This window comes from Actinoplanes sp. NPDC026623, assembly GCF_040638275.1.
Lineage (GTDB): Bacteria > Actinomycetota > Actinomycetes > Mycobacteriales > Micromonosporaceae > Actinoplanes.
The window spans coordinates 20630-31810 of record NZ_JBEZXZ010000098.1 but is presented as its reverse complement, the minus strand read 5'-3'; the positions used below and the strand labels follow the sequence as shown (position 1 = coordinate 31810).

Genomic DNA, 11181 nt, shown 5'->3' with positions numbered 1-11181 from the left:
GCCGCGACCGGCCCGGCGGCGCGGGCAGGTCCTCGGCGACCACGCCCGGCGGATCCTCCTCGGCGGCCCGGCCCAGGGTCGCGGCGGCCTGGGCCGCGGTCGGCCGCTCGCCGGTCTCCTTGCGCAGCATCTGATTGACCAGCGCGGTCACCGCCGCCGGCACCCCGGGCAGGTCAGGCAGCGGCAGCGGCTCGACGTAGACGTGCGCCTTCATCATCTGCGTCGTGGTGTCGACGCTCCACGGCGACTCTCCGGAGAGCAGCCGGTACAGCAGCACACCCAGCGCGTACACGTCGGAGGCCGGCTCGACGGCGAGGCCGGTCAGCCGCTCGGGCGCCAGGTAGGCCGGGGTGCCGAGCAGGTCGGCGTCCGGATCGATCGGCCCGGCGGTCGCGGCGATGCCGAAGTCGACGACCTTGGCGCCGTCCTGCGTGACCATGACGTTGGCCGGCTTGATGTCGCGATGCACGAGGCCGTCGGCGTGGGCGGCGGCCAGCGCCGCCGCCACCTGACCGCAGATCTGAAAGATCTCCCGCGGCGCGAGCACGCCGGATTTCACCCGCTGCTGCAGCGTGACGCCGTTGACCAACTCCATGACCACGTACGGGACGAGGCGCCCGCTCTCGCCCGATTCGCCGAAGTCGTACACCTGGGCGATGTTGCGGTGCGACAGCGTGGCCGCGGCGCGGGCCTCGTCGCGGATCCGGGCCCGCCACTGCGGATCTCCGGCGTAGCGGCCGGCGAGAACCTTGACCGCCACCGCGCGGCCGAGAACCTCGTCGCGGGCGCGCCAGACGACGGACATGCCGCCGCTGCCGAGCTCGTCCATCAGCACGTAGCGGCCGCCGAGTGTGCGCTGCCGAACTTCCATCCGGAGAAGTCTGCCGACAAAATCGCGGTTTCGCACCGAACGAGGCCGGAGAAAATGCTTCACCTTCGGTAATTACCCATTAAGTGCACCTAAATCGGAAATCGATCATCCGCATAGAGACGAGGCTCACTCCTCGCTCACGGACGCGGCGGCGGGGCACCGCGGGACGGCGCGGTGGGCGATCATCTGAACCAGGGGTTCGCGCCGGCCCACAGCGGGCCGGTCCGACGCCGAGGAGAGTCATGAGAGCCGCCGACCGCGTCCTGTCCCGACTCCTGCGCCTGCCGCCCGCTCGCAACGACTACACGGTCGAGCGCGGCCTGCGGATCACGATGCGCGACGGCGTGGACCTGCGGGCGGACCTCTACTCGCCGTCGACCCGGGAGCCGCGCGGGACGGTGCTGGTGCGCACCCCGTACGGGCGGGGCTTCCCGGAGTCGGCGCTGCACGGCCGGATGCTGGCCGCCCGCGGCTACCACGCCCTGATCGGCAGCGTGCGGGGCACGTTCGGCTCGGGCGGGGCGTTCGAGCCGATCGCCCAGGAGACGGCCGACGGCCGCGACACCATCGCCTGGCTGCGGGAACAGGCCTGGTTCGACGGCCGGCTGGCGACGCTCGGCGGCTCCTACCTCGGATGGGCACAGTGGACCCTGCTGCAGGATCCGCCGCCGGAGTTGCGGACCGCGCTGGTCTACGTGGGCCCGCACGACTTCCGCGAGGCCGTCTTCGGCACCGGCTCCTTCACCCTCGGCGACTTCCTGACCTGGAGCCACACGATCGTCGGCCAGGAGGCGCGCGGGCTGCGGTGGATCACCGACCGAGCGGCGGCCCGGCGCCGGCTGGAGCCGGGCCTGCGGGGTCTGCCGCTGGCCGACGCGGCCGAACCGGTGCTGCGCGGCAGGGCGCCCTGGTACCGCACCTGGCTGTCGCACCCGGAGGGCGACGACCCGTTCTGGGGTGCCTACCGGGCCGGGGCCGCGCTGGAACAGGTTCAGGTGCCGGTGCTGCTGGTCAGCGGATGGCAGGACCTGTTCCTGGAACAGACCCTGATCCAGTACGAGAGGCTGCGGGCGCGCGGCATCGAGGTGTCGCTGACGGTCGGGCCGTGGACCCACGTCGGCACGGCCGTCTCCGGCGCGATGCTGGTGGAGAAGCGGGCCCTGGCCTGGCTCGACCGGCACCTGGCCGGCGACGCCGAACCGGCCGAACACGCACCCGCCGCGGGCCGGGCGCCCGCGGCCGATTCCATCTCCGCGCCCGCGGCCGGTTCCACCTCCGCGGCCGGTGACGGCGCCGCTGGTCGGGCGAGTCGGGTGGACGAGTCGCCGGGTGAGGCGCCGGGCCGCGTCTATCGCACCGGTGAGAACAGGTGGCACGAGATGGCAGTCTGGCCGCCCGCCACGGCGCCGGCGTCGTTCGTGCCGCATCCGGCCGGCGGCCTCCTCGCCGGCGACCCGGTCGAGGGCGAGATCGGCTTCCGGTACGACCCCGCCGACCCGACGCCGTCGGTCGGTGGGCGGGTGCTCGCCGGCACCGCGGGCGTGCGTAACAACCGCAGGCTCGAGGCCCGGCCCGACGTGCTGACCTTCACCACCGCCCCGCTCACCGCCGACCTCGACGTCGCGGGTTCGCCGACGCTCGAGCTGGCCCTGGCCGTCGACAATCCCTACGCCGACGTCTTCGTGCGGCTCTGCGACGTCGATCCGCGCGGCCGCTCCGCCAACTTCTCCGACGCGATGCTGCGGCTCGATCCGGACGTGCCCGCGGGCGAGGTGCAGCGCCTGCGGCTTGGCCTGGACGGCTGCTTCCACCGGCTGGTCGCCGGGCATCGGCTGCGGCTGCAGATCTCCGGCGGCGCGCACCCCCGTTTCTCCCGCAACCTGGGCACCGACGGCACGTTCATCGACGGCGCGAAGCTCGCCTGCTCCGTGCACACCGTCCACACCGCGCCGACGCGGCTGGTGCTGCCTATCTCTTCGGGTGCTCCATCCACCACTCGGTGAACTGGCGCGCCTGGCCGGAATTGTCCAGTCGCAGCACCCACATGTTGCTGAAGGTCTGCGGCGGCTCGCGATATGCCGTCCTCGCCTCGATGATCGCGAGGTCCTCGGTCACGATCAGCGGGTGCCACTCGAACGTCGTGTCGCCGCGCCCGTCGCCGCGCCCGTCGCCGCGCTCCAGCCACTTCGCCACGATCTCGTCGCGGCCGAACCAGGGCCTCGCGAACGGCTCGGTGAAGTAGGCGGCGTCGTCGGCGAAGAGGCCCCCGACGTCGTGCGGGTCGTTGGACTCCCAGGCCACCCGGTAGCTCTGCACCCATGCGGTGACAGCGTCGAGGTTGGTCATCGTCGTCTCCCCTTCCCGGCGGGAACCACGCCCGGAGCCTACCCAGAATCACCGCGTCGGCGGCCCGTCATCCGTAGGCCAGCTCGCGGAACTCCTCCGTCGCGCCGCTCCACATGAAGTCGCTGACCTGGGTCAGCGCGATCCCGATGAGCCCCTCGTGCGGGTCGTTGAACCAGTGGGTGCCGTAGCCACCGAACCAGCCGTATCGCCCCGGTGCGGCGGTGGGCGGGTCCGGGGCGACGGTCACCGCCATGCCGAAGCCCCAGCCGTAGCCCTCCTGCAGGCCGGCGGTGGCGATCTGCTCCGGCGTCAGCCGGTTGGTCGTCATCAGCTCGACGGACTGCTCCGACAGCAGCCGGGTGCCGCCGTGCACTCCGCGGCGCAGCAGCATCCGCGCGAACGCGTGAAAATCGTCCGCGGTGGACACCAGCCCGGCCGAGCCCGACGGGAAGACCGGCGGGTGGCTCCACACCTCGGGCGGGGTGGTCGCGGTCAGATCCGTCAGCTCGCCGGTCTCGGAAACGGTCATGTAGTGGGCGGGAAGCTGCGCCGCCCGCTCGGCGGGCAGCCAGAAGCCGGTCCCGGTCATCCCGAGCGGATCGAAGAGCCGTTCGCGCAGGACGTCGCCGAGCGGCCGGCCGGCCGCCCGGGCGAGCAGCACACCCAGGACCAGGGTGCCGGTGTTGTAGAGCCAGCGCTCACCGGGCTGGCACATCAGCGGGAGGGTCGCGAAGCGGCGGATCCACTCGTCGGGGTCGAGCGGGGTCCGCGGATCGGGCTCGCTCAGCGCGAGTGGCAGCGCATCCGAGGCCGCCACGATCGGGAACGGCGGGTCGAGGGCCGGCGAGTTGAGCATGCCGAAGCCCATCCGGAAGGTAAGCAGGTCGTCGATCGTGACCGGGCGGACCGCCGGGACGGTCTCGTCCAGCGGACCGTCGATGCGGGCGAGCACCCGCTGGCCGGCCAGCTCGGGCAGCAACCGGTGGACCGGCTCCTCGAGGTCGATGAGGCCGTCCTCGACCAGGATCATCGCGGCGACCGCGAGCACGGGTTTTGTCATCGACGCCATCCGGAAGACCGTGTCGCGCCGCATCGGCACGTCGCCGCCGAACGCGGTCGTGCCGATGGCGTCGACGCGGACGTCGTCGCCGCGCGCGACCAGCGTGACGATCCCGGGGAACTCGCCACGCTCGACGCGTGCCGTCATGGCTTCGTGCAACGTCATGCCGGCCACCTTGCCAGGACTCCCCGACAAATTTCCGAGCCCCACGGGAACGCCCGGAATTGTCGGACCCGGGCGCTAGCGTCCAAGCGTGACAAACCAGTGGCGGCATCTTCCCGCACCCGCTCGGCCGATCGCCGCGGCCGTCGACGCCGCGGTGACGGCCGCGCGAGCTCACGATGCCGAGGCCCTGGCCTCGGCGACGGGCGAGCTTGCCGCGCAGGACCGGGCCCAGGCGTCGCTGATCCTCGGCACGACGGTGCGGCTGCTGCTCGAGGCCACGCACCCGGACGGCCTGGACGGCGACGACATCCGCGAGGTGCTGGAGCAATCCGTCCGCGCGGCCGCTCGGTGGCACCCCGACGTCGATCCGCATGTGGTGCTGATCCTGCTGGCGGGTTCGCTGGGTGTGCACGACGACGAGGAGCCGGCCCCGAAACCGGACGCGCTGGCCCTGCACTCGGCGTTGCTCCTCGATCATCTGCTCGGGCCGCGCCCGTTGCCGGAGTTTCTGACGCTGGCGCTGGGCGAGATCGAGTGCGCCCAGCTCAACGACTGAGCCGTTTTTCACCGTGGCCAGGGCGGCAGTGGTCGACGGCCCGGATGCCTCTCGCCCGAGCCCGGGTCGAAAATTGCTCGCTGGAGATCCTCGGGCGGGTCCCCCGACAGGGTGATCCGGGCGGGCGGACCATCGCCGGATCGGCACGATGGCCGGGACGCGGGTTCACCGCCGGCTGGTGATCTTCGAGTCGATCGCCATCCGGCCCGGTTCCTGGACGGATGTGGCAGTGCATGCCGGTCCGGTGGCGTTCGGCGGCCCGCCGCGGACGGCATCGGATCCGGCGAATCCGGCAGCCGGCCGGCGTGCCCGGCCACCGGCGGGCCGTCGACGATGCGCCGCCTGCGGCCGCGTCGCACACTGCGGATGTATCGATGAGCGCCACGGGTCGTTGAGCCCTTTGGCGACGGCATTTCGCCGGCGCCGCAGTTCGCTCGACAGGAGCACGCCATGGCCAACAAACGACCGGTTCCCTCCGGCAGAAAGCCGGCGAACGCCCGGGGCAGGCAGAGCGCCCCCGAAAGTCCGGCCCGCCCGCCGACCGGGCCGGCCACTCCCGGCCCGCGCCGCCCGTCGTCGCCGTCGGGCGGGCCGTCGGACCCGCGGCCGATCGCGGCACCGTTGATCAAGCGCATTATTCCGTCGAGCCTGCCCGAGCTGGACACGCCGGACGCCGCGGAGGGCCACGAGCCCACCTGCCAGGCCCACCCGGCGAACTCCGCGACCACCGCCAACTCCGCGGCCACCGCCAACTCCGCGACCTCCAACCACTCCGCGACCTCCAACCACTCCGCGACCTCCAACCACTCCGCGGCCATCGCTCGCGGCGCGACCGCGGCCCGCCTGGCCAGCCGGCCGCTGCCCGGCGCCCAGCGCAGGTCACGGACGGACAACGTCGCGCAGGCCCCGGCCCACCGCTACGGGCAGGCCCTGCCCTCCAGCCGAGTCCCCGCCGAGACGGCCCCCGAAGCGACCCTCACCGCTGAAACGGCCCAGGAAACAGCCACCGCCGAGACAGCCCTGGGCAGGGCCCAGGGAGCGGCCACCGCCGGAACAGGCGCAGGAACATCCCTGGGCACGGCACAGGAAGCAGCCACCCCCGGAACAAGCCCACGAACAACCCCGAGCACGGCACAGGAAGCAGCCACCGCCGGAACAAGCCCACGAACAACCCCGAGCACGGCACAGGAAGCAGCCACCGCCGGAACAAGCCCACGAACAACCCCGAGCACGGCGATCGCCGGGACAAGCGCGGAGGCATCCCCGGGAACGGCGCCCCAGAGAACGAGAACCGCCGGGACAAGCGCCTGGCCAGCCCCGGTAGCGGCCGCCGCCTCCGGCCCTGCGCCTGTCGGCCTGGTGGCCGCGGATCCGCGCAGCGCCCGTTCGTCCGCCGGCCTTCCGGTCCGGCAGCGCACCAGCCCGGACCCGCTGCGCACCGAGACGGTCGGGGTCGCCAAGGTTCCGTCGCCTCGGTCCTTCCTGCCGGGGCTGCGGCTTCAGCCGATGGTGCATGTCGGCGACATGGCCACGGCCGTCGCTTTCTACGAGAAGCTCGGCGGCGAGATCAACCACGGCGACCGGAACGGCGAGTGGGTGCTCATGCAGGTGGGTACCGCCCAGATCGGGCTGGTGACCCGCCCGCCGGACGCCGCACGCGGCGCGAGCACCGTCGAGCTCAACTTCTGCGCGACCATGCCCCTCGACCGGCTCGAGCAGTGGCTGCGGGACCACGATGTCAAGATCGTGGAGGTCGCCCGGGACCTGGATCTCGGCACCCAACTGCACCTCGAGACCCCGGACGGCATGCCCATCCGGATCCACCAGGTGGAGTCGGACCTCATGGTCTAGCAGACACCCCGGGATCGGACGCCCAGGCGCAGATCGCGGCCAGTGGCTCCTCGAGGGTCTTGCCGAGCGGCGTGAGCGCGTACTCGACGTGCTGCGGGGGCTCCACTTTGATCACTCGCCGCTCGATCAGGCCGTCGGACAGCATGCCGCGCAGCGTCTCGGTCAGCACCTTCTGCGTGATGCCCGGCAGCCTTCGCCGCAGGGCTGCCGGGCGCTGCGGCCCCGCGAGCAGCGCATAGATGAGCAGCACCCGCCATTTCGCGGCGAGCCGCTCCAGCGCCTGCCGCGTCGCGCAGGTCTCCTCGAGCACGTCCGGGATCATGAGCGTCATTTCGAACCCCCGAGGCGGATGGGCACCGCGAAGTGCCCTCTGGCCGTCCGCCGTCACCGAGCCTAGCGTCGAGGCGTGGACGACATCCGTACCGAAGAGGTCACCTTCACCAGCGACGGCCTGACACTGGCCGGAATCCTGCGGGTCCCGGCCGCCGCGGACGGCGGCGCGGTCGCCCTGACCGGGCCGTTCACCGGCGTCAAGGAGCAGGTCACCGGGCTCTACGCGGACCGGCTGGCCCGGCAGGGCCTGATCACCCTGGCGTTCGATCATCGTGGCTTCGGCCGCAGCGCGGGCCGCCGGGGCCACGAGGACACCCAGGGCAAGCTCGCCGACCTGCGGTCGGCGGTCGGCTTCCTGCGGGCGCGCGGCGAGGTGGACCCGGACCGCATCGGCGTGGTGGGCATCTGCCTGGGCGGCGGGTACGCGGTGAGCGCGGCCGCCACCGACCCCCGCATCCGGGCGGTGGCCGGGATCGCCGGCGCCTACAACAGCCCGGCCTGGTTCGCCGGTGACCCGTCCGGCTACCGCGCGGCGTTGCGCAGCTTCATCGACGGCTACGACGACTACCTGCCGGCGGTCGCGCCGGGGCAGGGCGAGGCGGCGATGGCCGGCGACGAGCCGTGGTCCTACTACGGCACGGCCCGGTCCGCCGCGGCCGGCTGGGAGAACCGGGTCACGCGCGGTTCGCTGCACTCGCTGATGACCTTCGACGCGCTCGGCCGGGCCGCGCTGCTCGCCGAGACGCCGCTGCTGATCGTGCACGGTCGCAAGGACGACTACTGCAGTCCCGAGTTGGCGGCGCGGATGCACGCGGACGCGCCCGGCGACAAGGAGATCGTCTGGCTGGACGCCGACGAGCACGTCGATCTGTACGACGTGGAGCCGTACGTCACGCAGGCGGTGACGGCGACGGCGGCGTTCCTGCGACGCACGTTGCGCGGTGCCGGGGCGACGGCACCGCCAGCCGCAGGATAAGCAGGCCGAGCAGCGCGCCGCCGGTGTTGGCGATCAGATCGTTGACGTCCACCGTGCGGCGGCTGCCCAGGGTCATGCCGAGCACGAACTGGGTCAGTTCGATCGCCAGGCTGGCGGTGGCCGCGCACGCGGCGAGCCGGCGCACCCCGTCGAGGCGGGGCCAGAGCAGCGGGAGCAGCACGCCGAGCGGGATGAACATGATCACGTTGAGCACGAAGCTCGGGCCATCCACATCGCCGGGTATCAAGTGGATCATTGTGCGCCACGGCTCGTCGGCCCAGTAGGCCGCCGACCGGACCCGGATCGGGAAGACGGTGAGGGCGACAACGCTCGCGGCATACAGGAGAAGGACCGTGATCGTGACCCGCCGCCGCACCATGATCAGTAAACCTAGGGGATTCCGGACGGCGCACGAAACCTCGCCCGCCCCGGGGCCGCAGCGGCCGCAACTTGCAGTCAAATTTTTGCACTTACTGCAAATTAGCCCTTCGTGTGGGAGGCCGCGTCCTTCGTGAGCGGCGGCGCGACCCCGCCGGCCTGGCCATCCACGTCGCGTCCGGGCCGGAGAGCCGACGGGGCGGGCTCCATTGTGCTGACCGGCGGCATGCCGCGCGGCGTTCGACGTCGGCGTGGCTAACTGCCGCTCTGCACACCAAACGACGGGCGCACCAACGTGCCTGGCGCTTTCGCCACACCTCGGCGTCGGCACGCTGGTGCGGAACGGCGCGCTCGCCGCGTAAACCCGGCCGGCGACGGTGGCCGACCTGACCGCGCTCCCGGCCAGGTCCGGCCCAGGCCCGGCCGGCGCCATCGTTGGCGGCGTGTGCAGCGAGGTGACGCCGAGTCGTTCCTGGTCGGTGCGCCGATCGCGGTGTTGGCGGCCCTGGTCAAGGCGAAGCCGTTGCACACCTGAGCGGCGATGACCTGCGGGCGCACCCCGCGCCGAGTCACCGAGGGAGGGCCGCTATGCCCCGCGCGGGGCGTACATGATGATCCCGACGCCGGCCAGGCAGAGCGCGGCGCCGATCAGGTCCCACCGGTCCGGCCGGAAGCCGTCGACCAGCATCCCCCAGGCAAGCGACCCGGCGACGAACACCCCGCCGTAGGCGGCGAGGATCCGCCCGAAGTTCGCGTCCGGCTGCAGGGTCGCGACGAAACCGTATGCGCCCAGCGCCGCCACCCCCGCGCCGACGAAGAGCAGGCCACGGTGCTCCCGGATGCCCTGCCAGACGAGCCACGCCCCGCCGATCTCGGCCAGCGCGGCAAGCAGGAACAAACCGATGGAACGCAGCACCGACATGTGCCGAATTCCAGCACACGGCGGCCGATCAGCTGGGCCGCAGGCCCACAGAGGTGCGCGGAGACGAGGGCTCGGCGCAGCCGAGCAGGCCGACCAGGCCGGAGATCCAGAGCTGGCGGTAGACCGTCGGGCTCGGGTGGCTGACCACGAGCTTGACGCCGCTGGCGGCCGCCGCGTGGAAGCACGCCACCAGGATGCCGATGCCGATGCTGTCGATCAACATCACCCGTTGGAGGTCGAGGTCTATCTTGCCCGGCGTGGTGCCGGTCAGCACGTCGTTGACGGCGTCGCGCATCACGTGGGCGTTGTCGAGATCGATCTCACCGCTCGGCGCGATCTCGACGGTGCCATCGGCCAACTGGCGAGTGGTGATCGGCAGATACACAGCTGCCCTCTTCCTGGCGTCGTGCGGGCGACGCCACCTTCGCGCGGGTCTCTGCGCCGGCAGGCGCAACTCGGCCCCTCACCCAGGTGCCGACCGGACACCGCATCCCAACAACAGTCCGCTGGTCTGCAAGTTACGCCAGGTAGGCGCGGAACGCCAGAGTAGTTCATATGGCCAGAATGTGCTGGAACGGCCAGCTGATGGCGTGAACGTTGACGACGTACCAGTCAGAACCAAATACTCACCGTATGCGTAGGAGCGCCTCACGAGATGGGTGAAGCTAAATTCAGGACGATTTCGTCCGGTTCGCCTTCACCGACGACCGCGAGCTTCAGCAGCGCGGACATCGATGACACGCGCTCGCTGCTGGCCCGGTTCTACTACCCGTTGGCCGTGGGTGCGCCCGAGGGGGCCGAGGGCTTCCGGTTCAACGCCGAGGTGATCAGACTCGGACCGCTCACCGTCGGGCAGCTCGGCTTCGGCTCCCCCGTGACGCTCGTCGCCCCGGAGCTGGACGCCTACCACGTCACGATCCCGACGGCGGGCCGGGTGTACGCCCGGCACGCCGGCCACGAGGTCGTCGCCGGGCCGTCGACCGGGATCGTCTTCGGCCCCGGCCGCCCGGTCTACACCCTGCACGACGCCCACTCCGCCGAGCTGGACGTCAAGATCGAACGATCGGCGCTCGAGCAGGAGCTCGCGGCGCTGCTCGGCCGCCCGGTGGTCGGCCCGATCGACCTGCCGCCGGCCATCGACCTCAGCGGCGGGGCGGCGCAGAGCTGGGGCCGGCTGGTGCAGCTGCTCAGCAGCGAGAGCGAGGACCCCGGCAGCCTGATCTGGCAGCCGCTGATCGCCGACCTGCTGCGGCGCAGCGTGCTCAACGGGCTGCTGCTGAGCGTGCGGCACCGCTACAGCGACGAGCTGAGCGCGCCCGCGCCCACCGGCTCGCCGCGCGCCGTCCGGCGGGCGATCGACGCCATCCAGCACGAGCCGGAGCGGCCGTTCAGCGTCGCCGACCTCGCCCGGATCTCCGGCATGAGCGTGCGGTCGCTGCAGGAGGGCTTCCGGCGGCACGTGGGTTGCGCGCCGATGGCGTACCTGCAGTCGGTGCGGCTCGGACGGGCGCACGAGGCATTGCGACGCGAGGATCCGGCCCGGGTCACCGTCGCCGCGGTCGCGCACCGCACCGGCTTCGCACACCTCGGGCGCTTCGCCGCCGCCTACCGGGCGCGCTTCGGCGTCTCGCCGTCGGAGACGCTACGGGAACCCGCGGCGTAGGGCCCAAACCCGGACATGTCTGGCGGACCATGACGGCCCACGCCGGACCAGCCCGGGGCG

12 protein-coding genes are annotated in these 11181 nt (G+C 72.2%); 5 read left to right on the top strand and 7 right to left on the bottom strand.

The window, feature by feature from the left end; all coding sequences use genetic code 11:
- Positions 1-871, bottom strand: an 871-nt coding sequence (locus tag AB0F10_RS26105) for a serine/threonine-protein kinase (RefSeq protein WP_360630195.1), incomplete at its 3' end; no start/stop codon positions are given.
- A 242-nt stretch (positions 872-1113) separates the two neighbouring features.
- Between AB0F10_RS26105 and AB0F10_RS26100 the strand changes: the two genes are divergently transcribed.
- Complete coding sequence (locus AB0F10_RS26100) at positions 1114-2874, top strand: CocE/NonD family hydrolase (RefSeq protein ID WP_360630192.1); 1761 nt, start codon at positions 1114-1116, stop codon at positions 2872-2874.
- Here the strand turns inward: AB0F10_RS26100 and AB0F10_RS26095 are convergent.
- The gene (locus AB0F10_RS26095) at positions 2840-3217 is read right to left on the bottom strand and encodes a nuclear transport factor 2 family protein (RefSeq protein ID WP_360630189.1); all 378 of its coding nucleotides are present in this window, start codon (positions 3215-3217) and stop codon (positions 2840-2842) included. The two genes, AB0F10_RS26100 and AB0F10_RS26095, sit on opposite strands and share 35 nt — an antisense overlap.
- Positions 3218-3284: 67 nt before the next feature.
- The gene (locus AB0F10_RS26090) at positions 3285-4442 is read right to left on the bottom strand and encodes a serine hydrolase domain-containing protein (RefSeq protein WP_360630186.1); all 1158 of its coding nucleotides are present in this window, start codon (positions 4440-4442) and stop codon (positions 3285-3287) included.
- An 88-nt stretch (positions 4443-4530) separates the two neighbouring features.
- On the opposite strand from AB0F10_RS26090, the gene AB0F10_RS26085 reads away from it, so the two are divergent.
- Positions 4531-4998, top strand: coding sequence for a hypothetical protein (locus AB0F10_RS26085; protein WP_360630183.1), 468 nt, complete (start codon positions 4531-4533; stop codon positions 4996-4998).
- A 1359-nt stretch (positions 4999-6357) separates the two neighbouring features.
- The gene (locus AB0F10_RS26080; RefSeq protein ID WP_360630180.1) at positions 6358-6849 is read left to right on the top strand and encodes a VOC family protein; all 492 of its coding nucleotides are present in this window, start codon (positions 6358-6360) and stop codon (positions 6847-6849) included.
- Here AB0F10_RS26080 and AB0F10_RS26075 read toward each other — a convergent pair.
- A complete protein-coding gene (locus AB0F10_RS26075) occupies positions 6839-7180 on the bottom strand; it encodes a helix-turn-helix domain-containing protein (protein ID WP_360630177.1) in 342 nt (113 codons plus the stop codon). The two genes, AB0F10_RS26080 and AB0F10_RS26075, sit on opposite strands and share 11 nt — an antisense overlap.
- Positions 7181-7255: 75 nt before the next feature.
- Here AB0F10_RS26075 and AB0F10_RS26070 point away from each other — a divergent pair, with 75 nt between their 5' ends.
- Positions 7256-8158 (top strand): alpha/beta hydrolase, encoded by a 903-nt coding sequence (locus AB0F10_RS26070; protein ID WP_360630174.1) that lies wholly within the window; start codon positions 7256-7258, stop codon positions 8156-8158.
- On the opposite strand, the gene AB0F10_RS26065 is transcribed toward AB0F10_RS26070, so the two are convergent.
- The 3 genes from AB0F10_RS26065 to AB0F10_RS26055 all read right to left on the bottom strand — a co-directional run bounded on the left by AB0F10_RS26065 (position 8073) and on the right by AB0F10_RS26055 (position 9843).
- Positions 8073-8537, bottom strand: a complete 465-nt coding sequence (locus tag AB0F10_RS26065; protein WP_360630171.1) for a VanZ family protein — start codon at positions 8535-8537, stop codon at positions 8073-8075. The two genes, AB0F10_RS26070 and AB0F10_RS26065, sit on opposite strands and share 86 nt — an antisense overlap.
- Positions 8538-9122: 585 nt before the next feature.
- The gene (locus tag AB0F10_RS26060) at positions 9123-9458 is read right to left on the bottom strand and encodes a YnfA family protein (RefSeq protein WP_360630168.1); all 336 of its coding nucleotides are present in this window, start codon (positions 9456-9458) and stop codon (positions 9123-9125) included.
- Between the two features lie 28 nt (positions 9459-9486).
- Positions 9487-9843, bottom strand: a complete 357-nt coding sequence (locus tag AB0F10_RS26055; RefSeq protein WP_184989705.1) for an STAS domain-containing protein — start codon at positions 9841-9843, stop codon at positions 9487-9489.
- Positions 9844-10113: 270 nt separating this feature from the next.
- Here AB0F10_RS26055 and AB0F10_RS26050 point away from each other — a divergent pair, with 270 nt between their 5' ends.
- Positions 10114-11121 carry an AraC family transcriptional regulator gene (locus AB0F10_RS26050; RefSeq protein WP_360630166.1) on the top strand — a complete coding sequence of 336 codons (1008 nt, stop codon included), beginning with the start codon at positions 10114-10116 and terminating at the stop codon, positions 11119-11121.
- The last annotated feature ends 60 nt before the right edge of the window (positions 11122-11181 follow it).

What these genes read in the sequence shown, in the direction of transcription:
- AB0F10_RS26100 (WP_360630192.1), top strand. Translation starts at nt 1,114, where the DNA reads ATGAGAGCCGCCGACCGCGTCCTGTCCCGACTCCTGCGCCTGCCGCCC.
- AB0F10_RS26095 (WP_360630189.1), bottom strand. Translation starts at nt 3,217, where the DNA reads ATGACCAACCTCGACGCTGTCACCGCATGGGTGCAGAGCTACCGGGTG.
- AB0F10_RS26090 (WP_360630186.1), bottom strand. Translation starts at nt 4,442, where the DNA reads ATGACGTTGCACGAAGCCATGACGGCACGCGTCGAGCGTGGCGAGTTC.
- AB0F10_RS26075 (WP_360630177.1), bottom strand. Translation starts at nt 7,180, where the DNA reads ATGACGCTCATGATCCCGGACGTGCTCGAGGAGACCTGCGCGACGCGG.
- AB0F10_RS26065 (WP_360630171.1), bottom strand. Translation starts at nt 8,537, where the DNA reads ATGGTGCGGCGGCGGGTCACGATCACGGTCCTTCTCCTGTATGCCGCG.
- AB0F10_RS26060 (WP_360630168.1), bottom strand. Translation starts at nt 9,458, where the DNA reads ATGTCGGTGCTGCGTTCCATCGGTTTGTTCCTGCTTGCCGCGCTGGCC.
- AB0F10_RS26050 (WP_360630166.1), top strand. Translation starts at nt 10,114, where the DNA reads ATGGGTGAAGCTAAATTCAGGACGATTTCGTCCGGTTCGCCTTCACCG.